Origin of the sequence: Variovorax sp. 278MFTsu5.1 (assembly GCF_048305045.1) — a bacterium.
Lineage (GTDB): Bacteria > Pseudomonadota > Gammaproteobacteria > Burkholderiales > Burkholderiaceae_C > Variovorax > Variovorax guangxiensis.
This window is the reverse complement of record NZ_CP157622.1, coordinates 586129-611002: the sequence shown is the minus strand read 5'-3', so window position 1 is coordinate 611002 and position 24874 is coordinate 586129. Positions and strand designations below refer to the sequence as shown.

The 24874-nt window shown below is 69.6% G+C and carries 24 protein-coding genes; 8 read left to right on the top strand and 16 right to left on the bottom strand.

The features are described from left to right. Window positions 1-7 precede the first annotated feature (7 nt). Together ABL844_RS02695 and ABL844_RS02690 are read left to right on the top strand one after the other, a co-directional pair. The gene (locus ABL844_RS02695; protein ID WP_418130412.1) at window positions 8-442 is read left to right on the top strand and encodes a DUF4019 domain-containing protein; all 435 of its coding nucleotides are present in this window, start codon (window positions 8-10) and stop codon (window positions 440-442) included. 11 nt (window positions 443-453) lie between these two features. Beyond that, the gene (locus ABL844_RS02690; RefSeq protein ID WP_418130411.1) at window positions 454-942 is read left to right on the top strand and encodes an NUDIX hydrolase; all 489 of its coding nucleotides are present in this window, start codon (window positions 454-456) and stop codon (window positions 940-942) included. Between the two features lie 14 nt (window positions 943-956). On the opposite strand, the gene mnmA is transcribed toward ABL844_RS02690, so the two are convergent. Further along, window positions 957-2069, bottom strand: a complete 1113-nt coding sequence (gene mnmA / locus ABL844_RS02685; RefSeq protein ID WP_126022265.1) for a tRNA 2-thiouridine(34) synthase MnmA — start codon at window positions 2067-2069, stop codon at window positions 957-959. 192 nt (window positions 2070-2261) lie between these two features. Between mnmA and ABL844_RS02680 the strand changes: the two genes are divergently transcribed. After that, window positions 2262-3989 carry a long-chain-fatty-acid--CoA ligase gene (locus tag ABL844_RS02680; RefSeq protein WP_418130410.1) on the top strand — a complete coding sequence of 576 codons (1728 nt, stop codon included), beginning with the start codon at window positions 2262-2264 and terminating at the stop codon, window positions 3987-3989. Between the two features lie 6 nt (window positions 3990-3995). Here the strand turns inward: ABL844_RS02680 and ABL844_RS02675 are convergent, their stop codons facing one another. From ABL844_RS02675 to ABL844_RS02655, 5 genes are read right to left on the bottom strand one after another with little or no spacing between them, the layout of a single operon-like run. After that, window positions 3996-4985 (bottom strand): LLM class flavin-dependent oxidoreductase, encoded by a 990-nt coding sequence (locus ABL844_RS02675; RefSeq protein WP_418131869.1) that lies wholly within the window; start codon window positions 4983-4985, stop codon window positions 3996-3998. Between the two features lie 45 nt (window positions 4986-5030). After that, window positions 5031-6716 carry an FxLYD domain-containing protein gene (locus ABL844_RS02670; RefSeq protein ID WP_418130409.1) on the bottom strand — a complete coding sequence of 562 codons (1686 nt, stop codon included), beginning with the start codon at window positions 6714-6716 and terminating at the stop codon, window positions 5031-5033. A 49-nt stretch (window positions 6717-6765) separates the two neighbouring features. Then, window positions 6766-7362, bottom strand: a complete 597-nt coding sequence (locus ABL844_RS02665; RefSeq protein ID WP_418118866.1) for a hypothetical protein — start codon at window positions 7360-7362, stop codon at window positions 6766-6768. Between the two features lie 16 nt (window positions 7363-7378). Then, on the bottom strand, window positions 7379-9172 hold the full coding sequence (locus ABL844_RS02660) for a VanW family protein (protein WP_418130408.1): 1794 nt from the start codon (window positions 9170-9172) through the stop codon (window positions 7379-7381). Next, a complete protein-coding gene (locus ABL844_RS02655) occupies window positions 9169-9774 on the bottom strand; it encodes a DUF6891 domain-containing protein (protein ID WP_418130407.1) in 606 nt (201 codons plus the stop codon). The genes ABL844_RS02660 and ABL844_RS02655 overlap by 4 nt, the downstream gene beginning before the upstream one ends. 244 nt (window positions 9775-10018) lie before the next feature. Between ABL844_RS02655 and ABL844_RS02650 the strand changes: the two genes are divergently transcribed. Next, window positions 10019-10675 carry a hypothetical protein gene (locus ABL844_RS02650; protein ID WP_260319352.1) on the top strand — a complete coding sequence of 219 codons (657 nt, stop codon included), beginning with the start codon at window positions 10019-10021 and terminating at the stop codon, window positions 10673-10675. A gap of 80 nt (window positions 10676-10755) precedes the next feature. Here ABL844_RS02650 and ABL844_RS02645 read toward each other — a convergent pair whose 3' ends face one another. Beyond that, a complete protein-coding gene (locus tag ABL844_RS02645) occupies window positions 10756-11136 on the bottom strand; it encodes a helicase SNF2 (protein WP_184640134.1) in 381 nt (126 codons plus the stop codon). A 186-nt stretch (window positions 11137-11322) separates the two neighbouring features. On the opposite strand from ABL844_RS02645, the gene ABL844_RS02640 reads away from it, so the two are divergent. Then, on the top strand, window positions 11323-11802 hold the full coding sequence (locus ABL844_RS02640; RefSeq protein ID WP_418130406.1) for a DUF6314 family protein: 480 nt from the start codon (window positions 11323-11325) through the stop codon (window positions 11800-11802). 10 nt (window positions 11803-11812) lie between these two features. On the opposite strand, the gene ABL844_RS02635 is transcribed toward ABL844_RS02640, so the two are convergent. The 7 genes from ABL844_RS02635 to ABL844_RS02605 all read right to left on the bottom strand — a co-directional run bounded on the left by ABL844_RS02635 (window position 11813) and on the right by ABL844_RS02605 (window position 19795). Then, window positions 11813-12406: a biotin transporter BioY gene (locus ABL844_RS02635; protein ID WP_126022274.1), complete on the bottom strand. Its 594-nt coding sequence runs from the start codon at window positions 12404-12406 to the stop codon at window positions 11813-11815. A 42-nt stretch (window positions 12407-12448) separates the two neighbouring features. After that, on the bottom strand, window positions 12449-13042 hold the full coding sequence (locus ABL844_RS02630) for an energy-coupling factor transporter transmembrane component T family protein (RefSeq protein ID WP_418130405.1): 594 nt from the start codon (window positions 13040-13042) through the stop codon (window positions 12449-12451). After that, window positions 13035-13781, bottom strand: a complete 747-nt coding sequence (locus tag ABL844_RS02625) for an energy-coupling factor ABC transporter ATP-binding protein (RefSeq protein WP_418130404.1) — start codon at window positions 13779-13781, stop codon at window positions 13035-13037. The genes ABL844_RS02630 and ABL844_RS02625 overlap by 8 nt, the downstream gene beginning before the upstream one ends. 53 nt (window positions 13782-13834) lie before the next feature. Beyond that, a complete protein-coding gene (locus tag ABL844_RS02620; RefSeq protein WP_418130403.1) occupies window positions 13835-14677 on the bottom strand; it encodes an isocitrate lyase/PEP mutase family protein in 843 nt (280 codons plus the stop codon). A 77-nt stretch (window positions 14678-14754) separates the two neighbouring features. Further along, a complete protein-coding gene (locus tag ABL844_RS02615; RefSeq protein ID WP_418130402.1) occupies window positions 14755-16050 on the bottom strand; it encodes an MFS transporter in 1296 nt (431 codons plus the stop codon). Continuing rightward, the gene (locus tag ABL844_RS02610; RefSeq protein ID WP_418130401.1) at window positions 16047-18386 is read right to left on the bottom strand and encodes a N,N-dimethylformamidase beta subunit family domain-containing protein; all 2340 of its coding nucleotides are present in this window, start codon (window positions 18384-18386) and stop codon (window positions 16047-16049) included. The genes ABL844_RS02615 and ABL844_RS02610 overlap by 4 nt, the downstream gene beginning before the upstream one ends. Beyond that, the gene (locus tag ABL844_RS02605; protein ID WP_418130400.1) at window positions 18383-19795 is read right to left on the bottom strand and encodes an aspartate aminotransferase family protein; all 1413 of its coding nucleotides are present in this window, start codon (window positions 19793-19795) and stop codon (window positions 18383-18385) included. Before ABL844_RS02605 ends, ABL844_RS02610 begins: the two co-directional genes overlap by 4 nt. Window positions 19796-19891: 96 nt before the next feature. Here ABL844_RS02605 and ABL844_RS02600 point away from each other — a divergent pair, with 96 nt between their 5' ends. Then, a complete protein-coding gene (locus tag ABL844_RS02600; RefSeq protein ID WP_418130399.1) occupies window positions 19892-20809 on the top strand; it encodes a LysR substrate-binding domain-containing protein in 918 nt (305 codons plus the stop codon). 27 nt (window positions 20810-20836) lie between these two features. Here ABL844_RS02600 and ABL844_RS02595 read toward each other — a convergent pair whose 3' ends face one another. Next, the gene (locus tag ABL844_RS02595; RefSeq protein ID WP_418130398.1) at window positions 20837-22543 is read right to left on the bottom strand and encodes a M14 family zinc carboxypeptidase; all 1707 of its coding nucleotides are present in this window, start codon (window positions 22541-22543) and stop codon (window positions 20837-20839) included. A gap of 104 nt (window positions 22544-22647) precedes the next feature. On the opposite strand from ABL844_RS02595, the gene ABL844_RS02590 reads away from it, so the two are divergent. Beyond that, window positions 22648-23361 carry a YebC/PmpR family DNA-binding transcriptional regulator gene (locus tag ABL844_RS02590; protein ID WP_126022283.1) on the top strand — a complete coding sequence of 238 codons (714 nt, stop codon included), beginning with the start codon at window positions 22648-22650 and terminating at the stop codon, window positions 23359-23361. 5 nt (window positions 23362-23366) lie between these two features. Continuing rightward, a complete protein-coding gene (locus tag ABL844_RS02585; RefSeq protein ID WP_418130397.1) occupies window positions 23367-23768 on the top strand; it encodes a GFA family protein in 402 nt (133 codons plus the stop codon). Window positions 23769-23805: 37 nt separating this feature from the next. Here ABL844_RS02585 and ABL844_RS02580 read toward each other — a convergent pair whose 3' ends face one another. Beyond that, the gene (locus ABL844_RS02580; RefSeq protein ID WP_418130396.1) at window positions 23806-24819 is read right to left on the bottom strand and encodes a helix-turn-helix domain-containing protein; all 1014 of its coding nucleotides are present in this window, start codon (window positions 24817-24819) and stop codon (window positions 23806-23808) included. Window positions 24820-24874: the final 55 nt, after the last annotated feature.

Genomic DNA, 24874 nt, shown 5'->3' with positions numbered 1-24874 from the left:
GAGACGAATGAATCCGATGATCCGGCTGCTGCTCGCCGCCGCATTGCTCTGGAGCTGGCTGGGGCCCGCCACCGCGGAAGAGGTCGAAGCAAGCGACATGGTGCGCGGCGGCCTGATGGCGATCCAGATGATCGACCAGGGCCGCGCCGCCGAACTCTGGGACGGCGCCACGCCGGCGACCCGCAATCGCGTGACGCGCGCCGACTTCACCAGCCAGATCAGCCGAAGCCGGGCGCCCATCGGCGTGCCCCAGATGCGCACCTGGGTCGCGGTCAACCGACAGGTCGTCGCCGACGCTGATGCCGGCATTGCTGGCCGGTACATCAGCATCGAATATGAAACCCGCTTCACGGGCAAGCCTGACAGGACCGTCCGGGAACTCGTCAGTTTCCACCTGGACCAGGACCGCGTCTGGCGTTTCAGCGGCTATGTATTGAAATAAAAGGCCAAACGATGCCCACTCCACGCTGGAAGCCCAATGTCACCGTCGCCGCGGTGATCGAGCGCGACGGGCGCTTCCTGCTGGTCGAGGAGCAGACTCCCGACGGCCTGCGCCTCAACACGCCGGCAGGCCATCTCGACCCCGGCGAATCACCCGCCGAAGGCTGCGCCCGCGAGACCCTGGAAGAAACTGCCCATCATTTCATGCCAACTGCGCTCATCGGCATCTACATGGCACGTTCCCGTCCGCTCGCGGAGGGCGGCGAAGACATCACCTACATGCGCTTTGCTTTCATGGGCACGCTTGGCGGGTTCGAGGAAGGCCGCCCGCTCGACAAAGGCATCGTTCGCACCGTCTGGATGACGGCCGACGAGATCCGCGCGAGCGTCGCGCGGCACCGCAGCCCGTTGCTGCTGCAGTGCGTGGAAGACCATCTGGCCGGCAAGCGATACCCGCTCGACCTGATCCACGTCGACGAATCGGTGCGGTCAGTGCCCTGAGTTGAAAAGCTTCGTCAGACGATGACGCCGCCGCCAAGGCAGCGTTCACCGTCATAGAGCACGGCCGACTGCCCCGGCGTCACCGCCCACTGCGCGTCGCCGAAGCGCAGTCCGAAGGCGGCCGGATTCACGCCGCCCTCCACCGCCTCCATCTCGCAAGCCGCATCGGCCTGCCGATAGCGCGCCTTGGAACCGTAAGCGCCCGGCACCGGCGCCTCGCCGGAAATCCAGCTCGCGTCGTCCGCCTTCAGCTCCGACGACAGCAGCCAGGGATGGTCGTGCCCCTGCACCACCCACAGCGTGTTCTTCTCGACGTCCTTGCGCGCCACGAACCATGGCGAATGGTCGCCCGAGCCGCGCTGCGCGCCCTTTTCCTTCACGCCGCCGATGCCCAGCCCCTGCCGCTGCCCCAGCGTGTAGAAGCTCAGCCCCTGGTGCTCGCCCAGCTTGCGGCCGCGGTCGTCCTTGATGGGACCCGGTTCCTTGGAGATGTAGCGGTTCAGGAATTCGCGGAACGGCCGCTCGCCGATGAAGCAGATGCCGGTCGAGTCCTTCTTCTTCGCATTGGGCAGGCCGATTTCCTCGGCGATGCGGCGCACCTCGGTCTTGTGCAGCTCGCCCACCGGGAACATCGTCTTCGACAGCTGCGCCTGGTTCAGGCGGTGCAGGAAGTAGCTCTGGTCCTTCGCCGGATCGAGCCCCTTGAGCAGCTCGTGCCTGCCGGTGGCCTCGTTCAGCCGCACGCGGGCGTAGTGCCCGGTGGCGATCTTCTCGGCGCCCAGGCGCATGGCGTGGTCGAGGAAGGCCTTGAACTTGATCTCGGCGTTGCACAGCACGTCGGGGTTGGGCGTGCGGCCGGCCTTGTACTCGCGCAGGAACTCGGCGAACACGCGGTCCTTGTAGTCAGCCGCGAAGTTGACGTGCTCGATCTCGATGCCCAGCACGTCGGCCACGCTGGCGGCGTCCACGAAGTCGATGTTCGACGAGCAGTATTCGCTGTCGTCGTCGTCTTCCCAGTTCTTCATGAAGATGCCGACCACCTCGTGCCCCTGCTGCTTGAGCAGGTGCGCCGTCACCGCGGAGTCCACTCCGCCGCTCAGTCCCACAACGATCCGATGCTTTGCCATAAGCCCCCTATTGTCCCAGCCCCGCGCAAGGGGCTTCCGGCGTGTGGGAAATCGGGAAAACCCGTGTCGCCGGTTTGTCAGCGTCCCGGTCCGCGACGCGAGGGCCGGCGCTACAGTGATTCCGGACGAAGGCGGCAGCAAGACCCGCCACGCCATTCACGAGACAACCGAAAGCAAGCGGAGACAAGACGCATGGCCACACCTTCCACCGCCGCGAATGCCGGCGACACCCTCCCCTGGACACGCGCCTACCCCGAGGGCATGCGCTGGGACGCCGAACTGCCCGTGAAGCCGGTGCAGCAGATGCTCGACGAGGCCGTCGAGCGCTGGCCCGAGCGTTCCGCCGTCGAGTTCATGGGCCAGGTCATCACCTACCGCGAGCTCGGCGCCGCCGTCGAGCGCGCCGCCAAGGGCCTGCAGGACCTGGGCGTGAAACCCGGCGTGCACGTCGGCCTCTATCTGCCGAACACGCCGCACTACCCGATCGCCTTCTTCGCGGTGCTCAAGGCCGGCGGCACGGTGGTCAATTATTCGCCGCTGGACGCCGAGCGCGTGCTGGCCCACAAGATCGAGGACAGCCGCACCGACATCCTCGTCACGCTAGACCTCGTCAACCTCTACCCGCAGATGGCGCGCCTGCTCGACAACTCGCGCCTGAAGAAGCTGGTGGTCGGCAGCCTCGGCGACTATGGCGCCATGGGCGACAAGGTGCAGGCCCAGCTGCAGGGCGCCGGCCAGATCGCCCCCGTGCCCGTCGACGACCGCCATGTGCGCTTCACCGACCTACTCAAGAGCGAAGGCACGCACAAGACCTATCCGCCGGGGGACCTCACGGAAGAGATCGTGGTGCTGCAATACACCGGTGGCACCACCGGCCTGCCCAAGGGCGCGATGCTCACCCACGCCAACCTCACGTCGGCCTCGGCGCAGTACTACGAGTCGACCCGCGGCGAGCCGCCGATCCTGGAGGAAGGCAAGGAGCGCTTCCTGGTGGTGCTGCCGCTCTTCCACATCTTCGCGCTCAGCGCAGCGATGCTGCTCGGCGTGCGCCTGGGCGCGGCGCTGGTGCTGCACACGCGCTTCGATGTCGATGCGGTGATGAACGAGCTCGCTGCCAGCCGCATCAGCGTGTTCCCCGGTGTTCCGACGATGTACACCGCGATCCTTTCGCACCCCAAGGCCAGGGAGATGGACCTGCGCTCGCTCAAGTTCTGCGGCTCGGGCGGCGCGCCGCTGCCGGTGGAGGTGGAGCAGCGCTTCTTCGAGCTCACAGGCTGCCATCTCAACGAAGGCTGGGGCATGACCGAGACCTCGCCCGTGGGCACCTTCACGCCCGCGCGCGGCCTTCGCAAGGCCGGTTCGTGCGGCATGCCGCTGCCGCAGGTGCGCATCAAGCTGGTGAGCCTGGACGATCCGTCGAGGGACATCACCGCCTTCGGCGAGGCGGGCGAGCTCTGCATCAAGGGCCCGAACGTGATGAAGGGCTACTGGAACAACCCCAAGGCCACGGCCGATTCGATGACGCCCGACGGCTACTTCCGCAGCGGCGACGTCGCGAAGATGGATGCCGACGGCTACCTCTACATCGTCGACCGCACCAAGGACATGCTGCTGTGCGGCGGCTACAACGTCTATCCGCGCGTGCTGGAGGAGGCGGTGTACGAGCACCCCTCGGTGGCCGAGGTCTGCGTGATCGGCATCCCCGACGAATACCGCGGCCAGTCGCCCAAGGCCTTCGTGAAGCTCAAGGAAGGCGCGCCCGAATTGACGCTCGACGCGCTGAAAGCCTTCCTGAAGGACCGCCTAGGCAAGCACGAGATGATCGGCGCGCTGGAGATCCGCGCCGAGCTGCCCAAGACGCCCGTGGGCAAGCTCTCGAAGAAGGACCTCGTCGACGAGGAAGCCCGTAAGCGGGCCTAGCCGCGGCTACTGCTGCTGGCCGAACGCACCGGCCAGCAGCTCGTAGGAGCGCAGCCGGGCCGCGTGGTCGAACACCTGCGAGGTGATCATGAGCTCGTCGGCGCCGGTGCGCGCGACGAAGGCTTCCACGCCCTTCTTCACCGTCTCGACCGAACCCACTGCCGAGCACGACAGCACCGAGTCGAGCAGCGCGTTCTCCGCCGGCCCGACCTTCTGGCGGTAGCCCTCCACCGGCGGCGGCAGGCGCCCCGGACGGCCGCTGCGCAGGTTCACGAAGGCCTGCTGCCATGAGGTGGCGCGGAACTCGGCCTCTTCGTCGGTGTCGGCCGCGAACACGTTGAAGCCCAGCATCACGTACGGCTTCTGCAGCTGGGCAGATGGCCTGAAGGTCTCGCGGTAGATCTGGATGGCCTGCATGATCTGCTGCGGCGCGAAGTGGGAGGCGAAGGCATAGGGCAGCCCCAGGTGCGCCGCGAGCTGCGCGCCGAAGGTGCTGGAGCCCAGGATCCACACCGGCACCTCCAGCCCCGCGCCGGGCACGGCGCGCACCGGCTGCTGCGGATTCTTCGACATGAAGTCCATCAGCTCGATCACGTCCTGCGGGAACTGGTCGGCGTCCGACTCCAGGTTGCGCCGCAGGGCCCTCGCGGTGCGCTGGTCGGAACCCGGCGCGCGTCCCAGGCCGAGGTCGACACGCCCGGGGTAGAGCGACTCCAGCGTACCGAACTGCTCGGCGATCACCAGCGGCGAGTGGTTCGGCAGCATCACGCCGCCGGCGCCGATGCGGATGGTGGAAGTGCCCGCCCCCACGTAGGCCAGCAGCACGGCGGTGGCCGCGCTCGCGATGCCCGGCATGCCGTGGTGCTCGGCCAGCCAGTAGCGCGTGTAGCCCAGTTTCTCGCCATGCTGCGCCAGCGAGAGCGAGTTGCGGAACGACTGCGCGGCGTCGCTGCCCTCGGTGATCGGGGAAAGGTCGAGGATGGAGAACGGAATCATGGGCGCGATCATGGCGCGAACCGCCCAATTCCGTCGCCCCAGGGGCTATTCGGTTTGGTATAGCGTGGTCACGCTCGCGAAGTCGCGGCCGTTCTGCTCCACGCTCGCCTGGAAGGGCACGCTCTCGCCCGGCGCGATGGCCGGCAGGTTGTCCACCAGCTTGAAGCCCGTGAGCTGCCCGTTGCGGTCGCGCAGGCTCACCCACAGCCGTACCTTGCCGACGATGCCCGTGCCCGAATTCTTCACGCTGCCGCTGACCACCACGTACTTGTACGAAAAGCGCTGGCTGAAGTTGAGCAGCACGCTGCCGATTTCGGCCTTGGTGCCCGTCACCTTCACCTCCAGCGGCTTGCGCGGGCCGGGCAGCGCCGCGCGGCGCATCGGCTTCCATTCGATGCGCGTGTCGGTGATGCGCTCCATGTCCTGCGGCTCCAGGTAGATGGGAAAGCGCTCGCCGGGATACAGGTAGGCCAGCCCCGAGATCGTGGTCGTGCCGTGCGCCTTGCTGCCGCTGAAGCGCGAGATCACGCCGCCCGGCGCGAGCACCACGGCATCGGTGCTGCGGTTGACCAGTTCGCCCAGGAAGAGCCGCTGCTGGATGTTGTTGCGCCCGTCCACCAGCGGCAGCAGCTCGAGCAGCTTGTCGTCGAAGCGCTCGCTGTCGTCGGCCAGCAGGTCGTCGGTGCCCAGGCGCAGTTCGGGGTTGAAGCTTTCCGGGCCGCCCGCGGTGCGGATCACGCGGTCGGCATTGAGCACCGGCGTGCGCCCGCCCGAGGCCTCGACGGTGCTGTAGCCGATGCGGTAGTCCCACGCCGCGATGGCTGCCGCGCGGCCGAAGCGCGCGATGCTCACGTCCACCGAGGTGCGTGCGCCGGGCTGGATCTCGTTGGCCTGCCCATAGCCGTGGCCGAAGCCGATCACCTGCCCCGCGTCGTCGTACAGCGTCGCCAGCACCTCGAAGCCGCCGAGCACGGTGGCGTCCTTGCGGTCGTTGACGATGCGGCCCACCAGCCGGACGCGGTCGCCCTGCTGCACCAGCCGCACGCGCGAGAACGCCATTCGCGGCCCCTTCACCGCGCTGTAGGGCTCGGCCAGCTTCTGCACGCGCAGCTCCTGGCGCGTCACGTTCTTGCCGCTGGGCATGTCGATCAGCGCGGGGGCGCTCTCGCCGGGCTCCAGCACGGCCACGGGCAGCATCTCGCTGCGCTCGTCGAGCTTGCTCTCGCCGTCGAAGTACACGGCGCGGATTCCGGCGCGCGACAGCGGCTTGCCGGTTTCGTTGCGCGCCACCACCAGCAGCTTGGGGCTGGCAGAGCTGCCGCTGCCCACGAGCACCTGGCGCGGCTCGTCGAGCTTGAGTCCGTCGACGGGAATGGTGCGGTCGACCGCAGCCACCACACGCTGCGAGCCCGATGCAGCGCGCGTGTCGGCATTGCGGCTGCCGAGGAACACGCCCACCACGCTGAAGAGCAGCACCGCGCCCACCGCAATGCCCACACCGATGCCGACCTTGCGCATCATGAGCGCCTGCCTGCGCGCCTCCTCGGCCGCGAGCCGGCGGCCGGCCTCGTTCTTCACCTGGTTGAGCACGCGCTCCAGCCGGTCGGAGACGTTGTCTTCCACCAGCGTGACGGAGCCGCAGTGCTCGCAGGTGTATTCGTTGAGGCCCGTGCGCTTGAGCACGCTGCTGCCGCACTCGCCGCACTTGAGCGTCTGGAGATCGATGGTCATGTCTGAAATGCTGCTCCCGTTTTTCTTTTGCCGCGGTCCCCGCGGCTCTCTACCAGTCGAAGAGGTCCGCGAGATCGTCGGCCCGGCCTGCGCCGACCAGCGGCGCGAGCCGCTCGATCAGGCGCGCGCGGTGCAGCGGGTTGACCGAGAAGTCGTCCATGAAGATGTCGTCGCCCGCCTCGTCCCACACCTGGCCGATGGTGCCGAGGCACGCGGCCATTTCGAAGATGTCTGCGAAGAGCGGCCCGTCGTCTTCCCACGCGCCCGCGCCATGCCGGGCGAACTGTATCGCGCCGCTGCGCAGGTCGAAGATGAAAGGATCGGCGCCCTGGTCGGCCACCACCAGCCAGTGGTCGGGCCATGAAGCGAGGCGTTCGCCGGTGATGCCATGCCAGCGATAGCCGGCTTGCTGCGACCACAGGCGCGCCAACGGAGGAATGCTGAACGGGTTGCCCGCGGTGGATACGGTGAGGCCCGCGTGGCCCACGCGCTCGTTGACCCAGTTGCCCAGCGGGCCGACCTGCTCGTAGAAGGCCGAGATGGCTTCTGGCAGCGGGATCTCGCCGTGCCAGTGGTCGGCGGCGAGCTGCGGCGCCAGCGCGCCGTGCGGAGCCAGTGCCGCGCGAGCCTGTTCTGTCGATGCCACCCGTGTTCCTCTTCGTTCAGGAAGCGCAGGCCGCACGCAGCGCGGTGCGAAGGACCTCCACGTCGCCGGGCGCGATCTCGCGCACGCCGCTCGGAGCGCCAAGGCCGCAGGCCGTCGATGCGACGACCGGAACGCCCGCTGCCACGGCCCGCAGCAGCGCGCGCGGTGCGTGCTCCACATGCGCGGGCAGCACCACCACATCGGCGCCGGCCAGCCAGTCGCCCTGCCAGTTCATGTGCTCGACGTGGCCGATGCCCTGCCAGAGCCGCGCATCGTCCGAGGCCGAGCCCAGCACACGCAGGCGGCACGGCCAGCCTTGCAGCGCCGCGGCGAGTTCGCGCGCGCCCTTGCGTGCCAGCGCGCTCGCGGCGAAGACGACGAGCGGAAGGTTTGGATTCGTGCGGGCAACGGCCTTGGCCCGAGGCAGCGCCCATTCCAGCTTCCGCAGCACCGCCAGCGGAGCCAGCGCCGCCAATTGCCGTGCAACTTCGGCATGCGGCGTGACGATGACCGAAGCGCGGGCCAGCGCCATCGACTCCGCACGCACCAGCGAAGGATCGGCACGGAAGTCGCGCAGGGTGGCGTCGTCGGGCCAGCGGCGGGAGGCCTCGTCCAGCCGCTGCTCGATCTCCGCCATCGGCAGCGCGCTGGCCAGCACGACGACGTTGCGGCCATCGAGCGCCCCAAGGCGCTGCAGGTGCGGCAGCAGCGACTGCTCGACCACCAGCTGCGTGTGCTGCGGCTTCAGCCGAGCCGCGAAGGCCTGCGCGAGCCAGCGCTGGCCGTCGATCAGGCTGGCCTGCCGCCGTCCCGCCTGCCGCGCCCACAGCCGCAGCCACAGCGCACGGCGCAGGCTCGTGGCCCACGGTGCTTGTGAAGCCGCGGCCGCCGGCTCGCGATGCCAGCCCGTCGCGCTGCGGCGCCAGAAGGCGAGCCGCATCGGCACCGGCTGCATGCGCTGCGCGCGTGGATGCTCTTCGCGCAGGTAGCGCGCGAACTCCGGCGTCCATGCGTCGAGCAGCGCGACGGTGAGCCCCTGCGGCCCCACATCGACCTGCGGACGATGGCGGAAGCAGGCGGTCTGGTCGCAGCTGAGGCAGCCGCGCGCCACCGGCAATGCGGCTGCGGTTTCTTCGTTCGCGCGGCGCATGGTGACGGGCACAAATGGCGCAGAAGATGCACCACGGCTGCGGATGCGCAGCACCAGTTCCGCCCCGGTCAGCTCCACTTCGAGCCGCCATGCATGCCTGGCGCGCACCTTGAGATCGATGTAGTTCCAGAACACGGTCGCATCGACGGCATCCGAGCCCGGCTCGCCGGCCTGTTCGATGCGCGCCGTGTGCCCGTGCCGCTCCACCAGCTCGAAGCCCGCGCGCGACGCCACGGTGGCGAGCGCATTCGACAGCTGGCACAGCCCGCCAGCCAGCGTCGGCACCACGCAGCCGCCGCGCAGCTCGCGGCCCTGCACGAAGCCGCGCCATGCGCCCGGCCTGCCCAGCTGGCGCCAGAAGCTCAGCACCTCACCGGCCGGGACCTCGACCGCGTCGAAGGCATTGCGCGCGACGCGCAGGTTCTGCACCTTGCCGGCCACGAGCGGAAATTCGTCCGCGCGGCCGTCGGTCCACAGGGGCGTGCGGTATTGGGCGAGCACGGGCGCATCGGCCAGTGCGTGGCTTGTGCCGGCGGTCCACCGGCGGGCCGATGGCCGCAGCGTCTCGCGCAGCGCGTGGGCCGTGGCCAGCAGCCGCGAGCGCAGCCAGAAGTCGATCGCGTCGATGCGGCGCGGCGGCTGCCAGGCCTGCACGCTCACGCGGAGGGGCCTCGCTTGCGCCATTGGCCGAGGTCGGCTTCGATGCGCTCCTCGATGCTGCCGCTCCACTGCACGCCGAAGCCGGCCGCGCGCAGCAGCTCGACGATGCGGCGGCCCACGGCCATGGTGTTGGCTTCGCGCTGCTCGATCTCGGGAATCATCCCGCCGCTGAAAGCCAGGTGGAGGCGGCCGGTGCGCACCGCCCGTTCGAGATCCTGTGCGTGATAGAAGCAGCAGCCGCGAATGCCCGAGTCCATGCGGCCGGCGGCGCGCCATTGCTCGCGCACGTCGTCGTGGCCGTCGGCCAGCGTGTTGCCCGCGCGGTGCAGCGCAATGATCTTCTCGCTGCGCAGTTGCTCGAACACGGCTTCGAGCCGGTCGTATTCGGTCTGTTCGGGCCAGCCGGCCTCGGCGGCGCGCTTGGCGGCGCATGCGCTCGCGGCCTCGGCCTTGACCCAGGCGCGGTCCTCGTAGGTGATCTCGTCGGGATCGAGGTACTCGTCGGTGATCATCCACTCGACATCGGCATCGGGATGGAAGCCGCTCCACACCAGGTCGTGGATGCGTCCGCGCGTGTCTTCTGGGTCGAGAGTAAGTGCCATGCGTGTTGTGCTGCCGCCTCGGCGGCAACGGGTCATGCTTTCTTTTTTCCTGGCGGAAGCGTGCTGGTATTTTCACCCGGGCGCACCACCATGGCGCAGTAATGCGAAAGCATGATGTCCTGGGCCACCCTTTCGCACCGCACCATCATGAAGGATGCCTCAGGGCAAGGCAATGCGCCTTTAGGCGAAGGCTGCCCGGCCGGATGGCCTGCGCTGCGCGACTGGCTATGCTCGTCGGCTCTTCATGCCCCAGCCCTCCTTTCCAGCCCCGCCGTTCGACGCACAGTCGCCCACCGCGTGGACCTCCGCCATGCCGCAGGCCACGGAGCGCGCGTCGAAGCCGGCCGCCGACTGGCTGGCGTGGCTGGTCGCGCTGGCGGTGCTGGTCTTCATGGCGGTGTTCGGCCTGCAGGCGATGCGCTGGTCGCTGGCAGGCGGCTGGCATTGGCTCTGGATGCTGGTGGGGCTGCCGTTCTTCGGCGTCTTCTCTGTGCTGGCCGTGACGGCCGTCGCCACGAGGCTGCGCGAGCGCCGCCGGGTGCGGGTGGCGCTGGAGAACATGTCGCTGGAGCGCGGGGAAGGCTTGCGCGTCGGCGAGCCGCTGGAGCTGCGCCTGCGCGCAACGGTACCCGCTGCGCAGGAAGGCGAGCGCACGGTGGCGCCGCAGCGCATCGCCATGCGACTGATGCTGCACCGCACGCTCGATGCTGTTGGCGAATGCTGCTGCGAGGCCATCGCCTCGCGCGAGGAAACGCGTGACGGCCGGCTGCTCTACGAGTGCGAACTGCGCGCAGACCCCGGGCTCGACGCCCCGCAGTGGTCGGTCGAACTGCGCGACGCGGCTGACGACACCGGCGCGCCCATCCTCACCGCCGCGCTGCGGCGGCTGCCCGCGCGCTGATCCTGAACACAGACGAAAAAAGGCCGGGCCATGCATTCCGCATGGCCCGGCCTTCTGTCTGTCTTCAGCTCTGCAGCGGATTACAGCGGCAGTGCGTCGCCGTGAGCGGCAGCGCGGGCTGCGGCGCGAACCGCGGCGCGGTCCACAGAGCTGGCCACGATCGGGGCCACGCCGGACGAAGCGCCTTCAGCGTACGGGTCACCGCTGCGAGCGGCAGCCACGGCTTCGGCGCGAACGGCGGAACGGCTGGCCGTCGACACGATCGCCTGGGCAGGGCCGGCGTTGGCACCGGTGGCGTACGGGTTGGCGCTGTGCGCGGCAACCACGGCCTGGCCGGCGACATCGGCGCGGCTGGCGGCCGAGGTCAGCTGGTGCACGCCTTCATAGGTTTCGGCGTGGGCAACGCCGGCGGCGGCCAGCAGGGCGAGAGAAACGGCGGAGAGGAGCTTCGAGGCGGTCATTTGGATGGGTCCTTCAATTGGTTCGGTTCTGGTTCTTGGTCTGGATCAGCTGAAGGGCTGGTCCATGGGAAGAATTGTGCGCCGTTATCTAAGTAAAAACCCTTAGACAATGGAACCGCGGTGTTCACGCCACGGAAACAATCGATCGCCAGGAACGCAGATCACCGCCTGTCGTAGAGTCCCCGCATGAGCGACCCGGCCCCCGCCCTTTCACCGATTTCGTCCCCCTGGGGCAACCCCGGGACGGTGTTCGACCGGCTCGCGGGCGAATGGAGCCTGCGGCGCAACATCGAGGGCCAGGCCACGATGAGCGGCGTCGCCTCCTTCACGCCGCTCCAAACGGCCGACATGCTGAAGTACCGCGAGGAAGGCCGCATCCGCCTGGCCGACGGCAAGGAGTTCGACGGGCACCGCGAATACGTCTTCGAGCGTGCGCCGAACGGCTTCGTCGTGCACTTCGCCGAAACGCCGCCGCGCCTCTTCCACGCCATCGCCATCGTGCGCGACGGCGATCTGCTCGCCGGATCGGCCACGCACCTGTGCACGCCCGACACCTACGACAGCAGCTACCGCTTCCTGCCCGACGGCTCCTTCGGCATCCGCCACGTGGTACACGGCCCGCGCAAGGACTACCTCTCGGACACGGTCTTCAGCCGCCTGGGCTGAACGAGGCCATTCAGTCGCGGTCCAGCCGCCAGCCCGGCATGCCGCGCATCACCGTCTGCACGAGCATCGCGCAGATGCCGCACTTGATGAGGTCGCCCGGAATGAACACCAGCATGGCCAGCGCAGCCTGCGACAGCGACATGTGCGCGATCAACGAGAGCCCGACGATGCCGAAGGCGTAGACCACGCCGATCCCGCCGACCAGCGCCGAGAGGAAGGCAGCCGCCAGCAGTGGAAGGCCCGTCGCGCCGCCGATGCGGCGCACGGCCAGGCGCATCAGCAGGCCGCAGGCGAAGGCGCCGAACATCCAGCCGAACAGGAAGCCGCCGGCCGGCGCCACGAACACGCTCAAGCCGCCACGGCCGCCGGGCAAGAGCGGCAGCCCCAGCGCCACCGCCAGCAGGAACAGCGCGATGGCCAGGAAGCCCCGGCGAGGCCCGAGCAGGCAACCGGCGAGCATCACACCCAGCGACTGCAGCGTGATCGGCACGCCGAAAGGCAGGTCGATCTTGGGGATCAGGCCGAACACCGCCATCAGCGCCGCGAAGAGCGCGATGTACGCCAGCGAACGGGAGGAAGCGAGGGAGCCTGAAGTGGTGGTCATGGCGATGGCAATCGAGAAGAAGAAAAAAAACGAAAAAATGGCTCAGCGCCCGAGCCGTGCGGCCAACGCATCGGCCACGCGCTCGGCCGTCTGCAGCGTGCGGATGGTCAGCGGCGCCAGCAGCCGCAGCCCGCCGCCATGGCCCGAGCGCGCGCGGTAGGCGTCGTCCAGGCGCTGCCACTGCACATAGAAATTTTCGGCGAAGCGCAGCATCAGGCCAAGGCCGAGCGCGATGCGCTCCGTGGGCACGCCGAAGCGCTGCAGCGGATGCAGCACGGCTTCGAGCACCGCCAGCAGGTCCTCGAAGCGCGTGGTGAGCGTGAGCATGAGCGCGAGCGTGGCCGCGCTGGCCAGCCGCAGCGCACTCGCCACGCCGAGCAGCGTGGTGCCCATTGCCCAGTGGAAGCCGACGATCAGCCCGCCCGCGATGGCCACGCCGAGCAGCATGCGTATGCGCCGCCACGCCGGCCGGCCGAGCGACGCGAACCCCAGCAGCACCACCGCGCAGGCCACCGCCAGATAGACAGGCCGCTCGACCAGCACCAGCAGAGTGCCGCACATCGACAGCACCGCGAGCTTCACCCACGCCGCAATCGCATGCAGCCACGTCGGCTGTTCCGAATAGAGGCTACGCATGGCGCCCCCGCTCGGCCGCCGCACGCTCGCGCACGTCTTCGGCATAGGCTTCGCAGATCTCCCGGCCCGGCCCGTCGGCGCGCACCCTGCCCTGCTCGAGCCACAGCACGCGCTCGAAGTCGTACACATGCTCCAGCAGGTGCGTGGACACGAGGATCTGGTGATCGCTCTCCTGCAGCTGCGCGGCCAGGCGCGCCTGGCTCAGCAGGTCGAGGCTGGCGAAGGGCTCGTCGAGCAGCAGCGTGGCCGGCTCGCTGATCTGCAGGGCGAGCAGGCACACCTGCTGGCGCTGGCCCTGGCTCAGCTCGCCCACCGCGCGCCCGGCCCAGGCTTCGAGCCCGCGCCGCGCAAGGAAGTCGCGCGCCTGCTGACGCGCTGCCTGCCGCGTCTCGCCGCGCGCGGTGAGGCTGAAGGCCAGTTCCTCGGCCACGGTCGGGAAGATGATCTGGTCGTCGGGGTTCTGGAACATCAGCCCGACATGCTTCGCGAGCTGACTTCGGTCGGCCTGCGTGTCGCAGCCATGCACCAGCACGCGCCCTTGCTCGGGCTGGTCGAGCCCGCTGATGAGGCGAAACAGGCTGCTCTTGCCCGCGCCGTTGTCGCCGACGAGGCCGATGCGCATCTCCTGCAGGTCGAGCGTCAGCCCCTCGAACACGCGGTGGCTGCCGCGCACCAGCGTCACCGCATCGAGGCGGATGCTGTGCGAAGAGACGGTTTCTGACGGGCTGGGCTGCGGCAAGGGGCGCCCACTGTACCCGAACCCGCCTGGCCGGCACGAGGTTCGGGCGAGGCTCAGGCCGTGGCCGGAAAGAGCGCGTTGAGCTCGCCCACCGACAGCATCCCCTCGCCCATCTTGCCGAAGCGGCCCTGCCCGAAGGCCTCGGCAGCGACGCGGTTCACCAGCCCCAGCGCCGACTGCAGCGGCCCGCAGCCCAGGCTGATGCGCCGCGCGCCGGCCTTCGCGAAGGCATCGGCCGACGGCGCCCCCGCATAGCCCGCGTACACGTTGAGCGGCAGTTCCAGCGCGCCGGCCAGCCGCGCGATCTCGTCGGGGTCGGACATGCCCGGCACGAAGATGCCGTCCGCGCCCGCCGCCGCGTAGAGCTTCGCGCGGCGCAGCGCCTCCTCGAAGCGTGCCACCGGGTCGTCCCATGGCACGAAGTACACGTCGGTGCGCGCGTTGATGAAGAAGCGCGCATCCAGCCCGCGGATGGCCGCGATGCGCTCGCGCAGCACCTCGGGCGATGCCAGCTCGCGCGTGCCGGGCCGGGTGCCGTCCTCGATGTTGATGCCGGCCGCGCCCATGCCGATCAGTTCGGCCACAACTTCGCGCACCGCCTGCGCGCTGTCGCCGAAGCCGCTTTCGATGTCCACGCTCACCGGCACACCCGCCACGCGGCAGATGCGCGCGCAGGCCGCGAGCAGTTCATCGACCGGCATGCGCTCGCCGTCGGCATAGCCCAGCGACCAGGCCATGCCCGCGCTGGTGGTGCCGATGGCCGTGGCCCCGGCGCGCTCGACGATGCGGGCGCTCGCGGCGTCCCATGCGTTGACCAGCACCAGCGGCGCGGGGCCCTCGTGGAGTCGGTGGAATGTTTCTGTCTTTTGCTGCGCGTCGCTGGCTCGCATGGTCATCCGTTCGGCAAGTTGAGGAATGACCGCAGCTTAGGAACGGCGCGGCGCGCCGGCTTGGAAAAAACTGCTATTTCATTTCACTTCACGCCGTAGCCGCGCGCCGCCCGCAGCGCGATCAGGCTCACCACCACGCCGAAGCCCACGTAGAACGCCGGCGCGATCTTGCTGCCCGTGGCGGTGATGAGCCAGGCGCTGATGAAGGGCGCGAATCCGCCGAAGATCGCCACGCCGAAGCTGTAGCTCACCGACAGCCCCGTGCCGCGCGTGGCCGCCGGGAAGAGCTCCGACATCGCCGCCGAGATCGGCCCCCAGTAGGCAGAGGCCACCACGCCCATCGCCGTGAGCGCCAGCATCAGCGCCGGCACCGAAGGATGGTTCACCAGCAGGTAGAAGAGCGGCACGATCATCACCAGCATGACCAGCGCCGCGGCGCGCATCACGGGAATGCGGCCCACGCGGTCCGACATGCTGCCGAACAGCGGCACCAGCGCGAACTGCAGCACGCCGAACCAGAATGTGCCCGCGAAGGCCATCGAAGGCGGCAGGCCCAGCTGCCGCACCGCGAAGGTGGGCATGAAGAGCCCCGTGTAGGCCACGATGGTCGCGAGGATGATGAGCCCCATCGCCGCCAGCGTGCGGCCGCGCTGGTCGACCAGCGTGGCGCGCACCGGCGCGGCTTCCTGCGCGGCGCGCTTGAACTCCATGCCCTCGTCGAGATGGCGGCGGATGTACAGCCCCGCCGGCCCGATCAGCAGCCCGAAGAAGAACGGGATGCGCCAGCCCCACGACAGCAGCTGCTCGGGCGTGAGCAGCGCGTTGAGCCCCATGCCGAAGCCGGCAGCCAGGAAGGTGGTGACGCCCTGGCTCGCGAACTGCCAGCTCGAGAAGAAGCCACGGCGGCGCGGGTCCTGCTCCGCCAGCAGCGCGGTGGCGCTGCCGAACTCGCCGCCCGCCGCGAAGCCCTGCAGCAGCCGCGCGAGGATCACCAGGCCCGGCGCCCACAGCCCGATCTGCGCGAAGGTGGGCGCCACCGCGATCAGCAGCGTGCCGCACAGCATCAGCGCCATCGACAGCGTCAGCGCGTTCTTGCGCCCCCTGGCGTCGGCGTACGCGCCCAGCACCAGCGAGCCGACAGGCCGCATCACGAAGGTCACGCCGAAGGTGCCCAGCGTGATGAGCAGCGACACGGTGTCGTTCTCGGCCGGGAAGAAGAGCTTGGAGATGGTGACGGCCAGAAAGCCGTAGATCACGATCTCGAACCACTCCAGCGCATTGCCGATGGAGATGGCGGTGATGACCCTCAGCGTGCTCTGCTGGGAGGCCGGCCCGGCGGGTTCCGAGAGGCCGGCGGTGCGTGGGGCGATGGTGCTCATGATGCTGCGTGCTCCAGGGATGGTTGAACTGCAAGGTCCGCGCCTGTCGAGGGCCGGACGCCGAAGTGGTGCAGCACGTTGCGCAGCAGCCCTTCGAACGAGGGGTCGGCGCCGAGCACCCAGCTCGCGCCGACGGCGCCTGCGTTGAACACGCGGCCGCCTTGCGGGCGCTCCCAATAGATCATCTCGGCCGAGAGCCCGCCAAGCGAATCGGTCGGCTGCGAGTAGTAGTCGAGGTAGGCATCGAGGCGCCCGGGGCGCTGCCTGCGCCCCTCGGCGATGACCTGGATGCCGCGCTGCGGCTCGGGCAGCCTTTCACCGGCGGGCAGCCTGCGCGTCATGCGGTTCAGCGTCGCGACGCTCAGGTCCCATTCGTGGCCGATGGCTCTCGGCAGCCCCCCGCCCGGCGCGTGGCCGAAAGTGGCGCCTTCAGTCAGCCCCAGCGGATGCGGCTGCGTGAACAGGAAGTGCTCCGGCTGCGTCGCGTGGTAAACGCCGAAGTCGTCGCCGTCGGCAAAGGCCCAGCCCGCCGATTCCAGCCCGATGAGCTCGGCGCACGAGCGCCCCGCCTGCCTGAACTGGCCGCCGCGCGCCCAGTCCTGCGAGTGGTACTGCTCGCCGTAGGGGCCGGCGGGCGGGCGCAACTCGACCGACTCCGCGCCGTCCTCGTCGCCGGGGCCGCGCACCTTGCGCTGCTCCATCACCGTGCATTCCTCGTCGTAGCTCACGCGCAGGTACATGGTGTTGCCCGACAGCACGATGGCGGTACCGCCGTTCGACAGGTAGTCGTCGAGCCCGTCGCACGCCGGCAGCGACCAGTATTCGCTGTGGCCGTTGATGAAGACCGTCTTGTAGGCCTTGAGCAGGCCCGGGTCGCGGTGCAGGTCGAGGTCGCTCACCACGTCGTAGTCGTAGCCGCAGCGATCGAGCCACACGTGCAGCCGGCGCTCCAGCCGGGTCCACTGGCTGAAGCCGGCATCGGCCGGGTCGTACAGCGCATTGGGGCTGGCGTTGGGCCAGGGCATGCGCAGGCCGACCTGGTAGGTGGGCTGGCCGCCGCGGTGGTAGGTGTAGCTGCAGAAGGCCGGCGCCTCGGGGTGGCTGTTCTCCAGGCCCGCCGAGCGCCGCGGCCACACCGGGTCGCTCGCGACGTTCTTCGCGAAGGGCGTGGCCGCGTAGGCCAGCCAGCTGTTGGTGGCGCACAGCACCAGCACCGGCGCGGGAGCACGATTCGCGGCGCGGCGCACGATGAAGGCGATGTCGTATTCGGCGCTCCGGCCGTCGAGCAGGAAGCGCACGCGGCCCACGTACACGCCGGACTTCGCATCCGCCGGCATGCGGAAGGCATGGCTCTCGGGCCAGCGGCAGTCGTAGAGATCGTCGCTCGCCAGACGCAGGCCGTGGCCGCGCGTGGGGTCTGCGAGCGGGTCGTAGCCCTCGTCGGAAAACTCGTTCACGCGACTCGGCTCGAAAGCCGGGCCGACGATCATCCAGGTGCCGTGGTTGACGATGCGGCCGGTGCGCTGGTGGCCGCTGGCATCGGCCACCACCTCGCCGCGCTCCTCGCGCAAGGGCCAGCAGGCGAGCACGGCGCGGCCACGCGGCGTGTGCAGGCCGCGGTCGGCGAAGCGCGCGCGCACCTCCTCCGGCCGCAGCGCCTGCGAGTAGATCGCGGGCATGGCGATGTCGCCTTCGAGGAACGCGTCCGCCAGGCCGTCGATGCCGCTGCTGCCCAGGCGCAGCGGCGCACGACCCGGCTGCAGCGGGCCGTCGAAGCGGCCGCGCGCGACCGCCTCGCCGTCGAGCCACAGCACCGTCTCGCTGCCGTCCCACGTCGCGACGATGTGGTGCCAGCGCCTCGGCTGCAGCGTGCCGCCCGAGAGCTGACCCTCGGTCCGGAACGCCGCGCCATCGCCCAGATAGAACACCGCGCGTCCGTCTTCGTCGACGAAGAGCCCGTAGCCGCAGGCGCCCGGCAGGTCGAACTGCCCGATCACGCTCTGGCGCGTGCCCACGCTCCACACCTGCACCCAGCACTCGAGCGCGAGCGAGCGCAGCGGCTGGTCGAGGCCGCGCTCGATGCGCACATAGGAGCCGGGGTGGATCGGATGCACGCGCGGCGCGGAAGGCTCGAAGCTGTGCAGCACCGTGTCGGCGGTGCGGCCCTCGGTGTCGGGGCCCAGCCGGCACACCGAGAGCGTGTAGGGCACGTCGCTGCTGATGTGGAAGCGCACCACCTCGCCGGCGGCCACGCTCTTGCGGTCGGTGTAGCCGTGCACGCCGGGCACCCGCAGGCTGCGGTGGGGCGGAAGGGCTTTCTGCTGCTGCATCGTCATGCCGCGGTGGCCAGGCCCTTGGCCGCGATCTCGTCGGCCAGTCCGCGCAGCGAGCGTTCGAGCAGCTCCGCGAGTTCGTCGATCTCGGCGGGCGTGATGGTCAGCGGCGGCGTGATCATCTGGAAGTCGCCGAAGGCGCCCAGGTTGGCGCGCCGGTTGTACAGCGCTATGCCGTGCTTCAGACCGTGCTCGGTGAGCCGCGCCGGCGCGTTGAAGCTTGCCGGCAGCTGCCGCTTGGTAGTCTTGTCGGCCACGATCTCGATGGCGGTGAAGAGCCCCTTGCCGCGCACGTCGCCCACGATGGGCGAGCGCTCCGCCACCTCGCGCAGTCGCGCCATCAGCAGCTCGCCCATGTCGCGTGCACGGCTCACGAGGTCTTGCTCGATCACCTCGCCGAGCACCGCGTTCGCCACCGCGCACGACAGCGGGTTGGTGAAGTAGGTGTGGCCGTGCACGAAGCCGCCGCTGCCCGCGATGGCATCGACGATGCGCTCGGGCGCCAGCAGCGCGCCCAGCGGCGTGTAGCCTGCCGCCAGCCCCTTGGCCAGTGTGACGAGGTCGGGCCGCGCGCCGGCCCAGTGGTGCGCCGCGAGAAAGGCGCCGGTGCGGCCCGCGCCGCTCATGATCTCGTCGTAGATCAGCAGCACGCCGTGCCGGTCGCAGATGGAACGCACGCGCTCGAAGTACGCGGCTGGCGCCACCGCCGCGCCGGTCGAGAGCCCGCCGATGGGCTCCATGATGAAGGCCAGCACCGTGTCGGCGCCCTCGCGCACGATGGTGGTCTCCAGCTCGTCGGCGCAGGCCAGCGCATGGCTCTCGGCGGTGTGGCCCGCGGGCACGCGGTAGGACAGCGGCGCGCTCACCTTCGGCATCTCGCGCACCATCGGCCCGTAGATCGACTGCGTGTGCGCATCGCCCGTCACCGCCAGCGCGCCCAGCGTGGAGCCGTGGTAGCTCGGATTGCGCGAGATGACCTTGGCGCGCTTGGGCTGGCCCGTGACCACCGCGTACTGCCGCGCCAGCTTGATCGCCGACTCGTTGGCCTCGGAACCGCCCGAGACGAAGAAGGCGCGGTCGAAGCCCTCGCCCGCCAGCGCGCAGACGCGGTCGGCCAGCTCGATGCTCTGCTCGCTCTCGAAGAAGCGCGGATAGGCGAAGGTGACGCGCGCCGCCTGCTCCTGCATGGCGGCCAGCACGCGCGGATTGCCGTGGCCGATGTTGGCGACCACCGCGCCGGCCGTTGCATCCAGAAAGCGGTGCCCGCCCTCGTCCCACAGGTAAACGCCCTCGCCGCGCGCGATGCGCGGCGGCCGGGGGGAGCCCTTGGCGGCATAGAAGCCGAGCACGGAACCGCCCTTGGGCGTGTCGCCCACGGTACGGGGGGGTTTGTCTTCGGTCGAGGCACTCATCGGTGGGTAATCCATTCGTTCGCAGCCCCGGACGATAGGCATGACAGGCCTTTGCGGGTAGACGTATGGCCCGATGAAGTGCTATACGTCTGGCGCATGAAGAACGCCCACGACCGGCTCGACCTGCTCCAGACCTTCATCCGCATCGGCGAGAGCGGATCGCTCAGCAAGGCGGCGCGATTGCTCGACACCACGCAGCCCACGGTGAGCCGCCGCCTGCTGGAGCTGGAGCGGCTGCTGGGCTGCAAGCTGGCGATCCGCAACACGGCCAATTTCTCGCTCACCGACGAAGGCCGCTCGCTGCTGGCCGAGGCGCACGACCTGACCGACCGCTGGTCGGGCCTCTCGCAACGGCTGCGCGGCGGCCAGAGCCGGCCCGAGGGCACGCTGCGCGTGATCGGCCCCTCCGGCTACGGCACGGGCTTCCTCACCGACGCGGTGACCGACCTGCGCGCCGCGCATCCGCAGCTGCGCGTGGAGCTCACGCTGACCGACCGCGTGGTCGACCTGGCGGCCTCGGGCGCCGAATGCTGGGTGTGCGTGGGCGAGGTGCGCGACCCGGGCCTCGTCTGCCGCACCGTGGGCCGCATGGAGCGGGTGCTGATCGCCACGCCCGAGTTGCTCGAGCGCACAGGCCCCGTCACGCTGGCACGGCTGCCGCAGGTGCCGTGCGTGGGCCTGATCCCGTACGTGACGGGCAACGTGCGGCTCATCGACCGCAGGGGCCGCTCACGCAGCGTGGCGCTCGATACGCCCATCCGCACCGACAGCCTGCTCGCGAGCTACCGCGCGATCCTCAACAGCGCCGGCATCGGCGCGGCGGCGCCATGGATGTGCCACGAGGACATGCAGGCCGGCCGCCTGAAGCGCGTGCTGCCCAACTGGTGGCTGGAGCCCATCGGCGTGCACGTCGCGCTGCCGCCGGGGCTGTACCGGCCGGCGCGGGTCACGGCCTTCGTCGAGGCGCTGCGGCGGCGCATGCATGCGCTGCCGGGGTTCCGGCCAGCTGACTAGGGCCTGTTCACAGGCCCCAAACCCCTGCTATCGCATCAGCGCGACGACCGGATAGCGCCGCCACCCCGCCTCCGCATGCCGCCGCCCGTGCGTGAAGATGAAGCCCAGCACCGCCTTCGGGTCGGACAGCAGAGCGGGGTTCTCCGCTTTCCATTGCTCGAAGCGCTGCCTGAGCCCGGCTTCTTCCTCCAGCATGCGCAGCGCCGTGTCCTCGAAGACGTAGGCCGAGAAGTTCTCCTTCTTCTCCAGAACGCTGTTGAAGAAGCCCCAGCGGAAGAAGCTGTCGTGCGCGAGCGGCTCCAGCGTCTCGACCACGTAGCGGGCACGCGGCTGGTCCAGCGAAACGAGGACGTCGCCGGCGCGCGCCTGGAAGGGCTCGGTGCTCTCCGACAGAGTCACCTCGTCGTGGAACATGTGGCCTTCGTAGGCACCGGGGCGCGAGGTCACGTCGCGGATGCGGTAGACGCGCGCCGCGTCGAAGAGCCGGTCTTCCTCGAGCCGCTGCAACTCGACGCCGTTCCACGCCAGCCGCTCGATCGCCTCGCGCCATGCCTGCGGCACGAGGTAGGCCTTCGGCGCGGCGGCCGTCGCTTCCTCGACGCAGCGGTCGAAATGGACGATGTCCTTCTCCCACGGCCGGCTGCGGTCGTAGGCCAGGCGCTCGTAGCTGCCCAGCAGGCTGGGCGTGCGGACCGCGCTGTAGCCCTTGAAGCGCAGGCTCGCGGGCCGGCTGCGGTCGTTGCGCCAGGTCAGGGGCCAGCGCGCCTGCCGCGCGGCTTCAGCCTTTGCCTCGCGGCGCAGCTCCTGGATGCGCGCCGCGTTCGCGATGGCGAAGTCGAGCACCGTCTCCACCAGCGCCCGCATCGACGCCACGCGGTCGGCGAAGGGCTTGAGCATGTGGGTCTCCGGCATGAAGCCGATGGTGTGGTGCAGCGCGGCATAGCCGGTGGAAAAGCGCGGCGTGTCGAGGAAGTCCTCGATGCCGTCGTCGGGCGTCTCGGCCAGCAGGTTCATGTACGGACAGGTAGGCCAGCCGCGCCGCGCCATGCCGGCGTAGACGGCGGGCAGCATGTTCTCGCGCAGGAAGGCGCCGAGCCCGCCGCCGAGCTTGTCGGGCTGGGTCGGGATCAGCGTCATGGTGTAGCTGTAGTCCGCGCCGTTGGAGGTGTGGGTGTCGACCATCACGTCCGGGTCCCAGGCGGTGAAGAAGCGGTTGAACACCTGCGCCGCAAGGCTGTCGCACTTGATGAAGTCGCGGTTCAGGTCCAGGTGCCGGCCGTTGCCGCGGAAGCCGAAGGACTCCGGCCCGAGCTGGTTGACGCGCGAAGTGTTCTGCCGGTCGATGCAGCCGTCCACGTTGTAGACCGGGATGAAGAGGAACACCGTGTCGCCCAGTGCCGCCAGCCTGTCGGGCTGCGTGCAGAAGTCGCGCACCAGCGCCATGCAGGTGTCGATGCCCTCGGGCTCGCCGGGGTGGATGCCGTTGTTGTTGAAGAACACCGGGCGGCCCTGCCGCTTGAGCGTTTCGCGGTCGAACACGCCGTCGACGGTGACCACGCCCGCATGGATCGGGGCGCCGGTGTCCGAGGTGCCTATCTCGCCCCAGCGCAGCACGCCGGGGAAATCACTGGCCAGCCGCTCGTAGAAGGCGATGCATTCGGCCCAGGTGGTGGTCTGGTTGCCGTTGCCTGCTTCGAACGGCGTGACGTACGAGGTGTCCTGTGGAGCGGTCATGGGAAGAAGGCTACAGTAGTCGCCCCTCCCGGTCATCGAGCCCTTCTTTCTTCAAAAGAGCCAGACAAGGCCGCAAGCAATACATATTCATTCAAGGAAACGACATGGGCGCCCAGTGGAAAGCCAAGCACAAGGACATCGCCGCCAACGCCAAGGGCCGGCTGTTCGGCAAGCTCGTCAAGGAAATCGTGGTGGCCGCGCGCAACGGAGCCGATCCCGCCTCCAACTCGCGCCTGCGGCTGGCGGTGGAGCAGGCCCGCAAGGCCTCGATGCCCAAGGAAACGCTCGACCGCGCCATCAAGAAGGGCGCGGGCCTGACGGGTGAATCGGTCAACTACGAGCACGTGATCTACGAAGGCTTCGCGCCGCACCGCGTGGCGGTGATGGTCGAATGCCTCACCGACAACGTGAACCGCACAGCGCCCGAGATGCGCGTGCTCTTCCGCAAGGGCCAGCTCGGCACCTCGGGCTCGGTGTCCTGGGACTTCGACCACGTCGGCATGATCGAGGCCGAGCCCGCCCGCCCCGACGCCGACCCCGAAGTGGCCGCCATCGAAGCCGGCGCGCAGGACTTCGAACCGGCCGGCGAGGACCACCCCGCCGTCTTCCTCACCGACCCCACCGACCTCGACCTCGTGAGCCGCGCCCTGCCCGCGCAAGGCTTCACCGTGCTGTCGGCCAAGCTGGGCTACAAGCCGAAGAACCCCGTCGATCCGGCGAGCCTGAGCGCCGAGGCGCTGGAGGAAGTCGAAACCTTCCTCGCTGCCATCGACGCGAACGACGACGTGCAGAACGTGTACGTGGGGCTGGCGGGCTGAGCCCCATGCCGCGCATGCTTTCCGGCAGGTGCCTGTGCGGCGCCGTCCACTACGCGGTGGCAGACGAGTTCACCTATTCGCTCAACTGCCACTGCGCCGATTGCCGCCGCGCGACCGGCTCGGCCTTCAAGCCCTTCGCGGGCATCGAGCGAAGCAAGTTCGCGATCACGCAGGGCGAAGACGGCATCACGGTCTACGGCAAGCCCGACGCGGGCGACCTGCACTGCGCGAAATGCGGCTCCCTGCTGTGCTCGGTGGTGCGCGACGGGCAGTACGTGCACGTCACGCTGGGCACGCTGGTCGACGCGCCCGCGATCCGGCCGGACGCACACATCTTCGTGGGTTCGAAGGCACCATGGTTCACGATCACGGACGACCTGCCGCAGTACCAGGGCCACGTCGGCTGAAGCCGGGCGTCGCGCTTCGTGCTGCCACCCGCGCGCTTCAGCCGGCGGTTCCCGGATGGCGAGCGCGAAACTCGCCCGGCGTCATTCCCTCGATCCGCCGGAAGTGCCGGTTGAAGTTCGAGACGTTGTTGAAACCCACCTCGTAGCAGATGCTGCTCACGTGCTGGCGCGTCGTTGCCAGCAGCCGGCAGGCCCTGGCCACGCGCAGGCCGATCACGAAGTCGGTGAAGGTCTGCCCGGTGGTGCGGCGGAAGCTGCGCGAGAAGGCGTTCTCGCGCATACCCACGATCGCGCCAACATCGGCAAGCGAGAGGTCTTCGGCGTAGTTGTCGCGGATGTGGTCGATCGCCTTGCACATGCGCAGCGCGCGGGCGTCCTCGCCCAGGCCTTCACCGGCCAGCGCGACGCCGGAGAGCACGCGGTAGTCGCGCCACTGCGCGAGTTCGTTCAGCAGCGCGGCGAATTCGGCAAAGCGCGCGAGCCCGCTCGACGCCTCCACGCGGCGCAGACGCGCGATGGTGCCCGCTTCCAGGCCGACGAACCGCACGCCCAGCCGCGCCCGGGCCAGCAGCGGCCCGGCGTCGGCGAGTTCCGGGAAGAGCGCCATGCCGCGCTTGAGCGGCTCGTCGCCGAAGCGCAGCACCAATCCATCCGTGGAGCCGCTGCCCGGCAGCGCGCGATGCTCGAACGCGAGGCTGCGCGGCAGCCGGGGCCCGAGCAGCACGACGGTGCCGGGTGCGAAGCTGTGGACCTCTTCGTCCCCGCCGCTGCCGATGCGCAGGCGTGCCGGCGCGGCGCCGATCAGGTGCAGCTCGTGGTCGTGCATGCAGCGCGTTGCGCTCTCGTGGGCCGCGGGCCCGGAGGCCGGCTCGCACCGGACCGTGGCGCAGATGTCGCCCGTTTCGCCAGCGCGAACCGGCGCGGGGGACGCCGCCTTGCGCCATGCGGCCGCCTCGATGCCGCGCGCGCCATGCCGCCGTGCCGGCGACAGGGGTCGCGCGGCTTTCGCGTGCGGATGCGGATGCGCGTGTGGAACGGAAGCGGGTGTCATCGTGTTCAGCAAGACCGGTTTTCCTTCAGCAAATCTCCGATGGACAACGACGACC

What these genes read in the sequence shown, in the direction of transcription:
- ABL844_RS02695 (WP_418130412.1), top strand. Translation starts at nt 8, where the DNA reads ATGAATCCGATGATCCGGCTGCTGCTCGCCGCCGCATTGCTCTGGAGC.
- ABL844_RS02690 (WP_418130411.1), top strand. Translation starts at nt 454, where the DNA reads ATGCCCACTCCACGCTGGAAGCCCAATGTCACCGTCGCCGCGGTGATC.
- mnmA (WP_126022265.1), bottom strand. Translation starts at nt 2,069, where the DNA reads ATGGCAAAGCATCGGATCGTTGTGGGACTGAGCGGCGGAGTGGACTCC.
- ABL844_RS02680 (WP_418130410.1), top strand. Translation starts at nt 2,262, where the DNA reads ATGGCCACACCTTCCACCGCCGCGAATGCCGGCGACACCCTCCCCTGG.
- ABL844_RS02675 (WP_418131869.1), bottom strand. Translation starts at nt 4,985, where the DNA reads ATGATTCCGTTCTCCATCCTCGACCTTTCCCCGATCACCGAGGGCAGC.
- ABL844_RS02670 (WP_418130409.1), bottom strand. Translation starts at nt 6,716, where the DNA reads ATGACCATCGATCTCCAGACGCTCAAGTGCGGCGAGTGCGGCAGCAGC.
- ABL844_RS02655 (WP_418130407.1), bottom strand. Translation starts at nt 9,774, where the DNA reads ATGGCACTTACTCTCGACCCAGAAGACACGCGCGGACGCATCCACGAC.
- ABL844_RS02650 (WP_260319352.1), top strand. Translation starts at nt 10,019, where the DNA reads ATGCCCCAGCCCTCCTTTCCAGCCCCGCCGTTCGACGCACAGTCGCCC.
- ABL844_RS02645 (WP_184640134.1), bottom strand. Translation starts at nt 11,136, where the DNA reads ATGACCGCCTCGAAGCTCCTCTCCGCCGTTTCTCTCGCCCTGCTGGCC.
- ABL844_RS02640 (WP_418130406.1), top strand. Translation starts at nt 11,323, where the DNA reads ATGAGCGACCCGGCCCCCGCCCTTTCACCGATTTCGTCCCCCTGGGGC.
- ABL844_RS02635 (WP_126022274.1), bottom strand. Translation starts at nt 12,406, where the DNA reads ATGACCACCACTTCAGGCTCCCTCGCTTCCTCCCGTTCGCTGGCGTAC.
- ABL844_RS02630 (WP_418130405.1), bottom strand. Translation starts at nt 13,042, where the DNA reads ATGCGTAGCCTCTATTCGGAACAGCCGACGTGGCTGCATGCGATTGCG.
- ABL844_RS02620 (WP_418130403.1), bottom strand. Translation starts at nt 14,677, where the DNA reads ATGACCATGCGAGCCAGCGACGCGCAGCAAAAGACAGAAACATTCCAC.
- ABL844_RS02615 (WP_418130402.1), bottom strand. Translation starts at nt 16,050, where the DNA reads ATGAGCACCATCGCCCCACGCACCGCCGGCCTCTCGGAACCCGCCGGG.
- ABL844_RS02610 (WP_418130401.1), bottom strand. Translation starts at nt 18,386, where the DNA reads ATGACGATGCAGCAGCAGAAAGCCCTTCCGCCCCACCGCAGCCTGCGG.
- ABL844_RS02605 (WP_418130400.1), bottom strand. Translation starts at nt 19,795, where the DNA reads ATGAGTGCCTCGACCGAAGACAAACCCCCCCGTACCGTGGGCGACACG.
- ABL844_RS02600 (WP_418130399.1), top strand. Translation starts at nt 19,892, where the DNA reads ATGAAGAACGCCCACGACCGGCTCGACCTGCTCCAGACCTTCATCCGC.
- ABL844_RS02595 (WP_418130398.1), bottom strand. Translation starts at nt 22,543, where the DNA reads ATGACCGCTCCACAGGACACCTCGTACGTCACGCCGTTCGAAGCAGGC.
- ABL844_RS02590 (WP_126022283.1), top strand. Translation starts at nt 22,648, where the DNA reads ATGGGCGCCCAGTGGAAAGCCAAGCACAAGGACATCGCCGCCAACGCC.
- ABL844_RS02585 (WP_418130397.1), top strand. Translation starts at nt 23,367, where the DNA reads ATGCCGCGCATGCTTTCCGGCAGGTGCCTGTGCGGCGCCGTCCACTAC.
- ABL844_RS02580 (WP_418130396.1), bottom strand. Translation starts at nt 24,819, where the DNA reads ATGACACCCGCTTCCGTTCCACACGCGCATCCGCATCCGCACGCGAAA.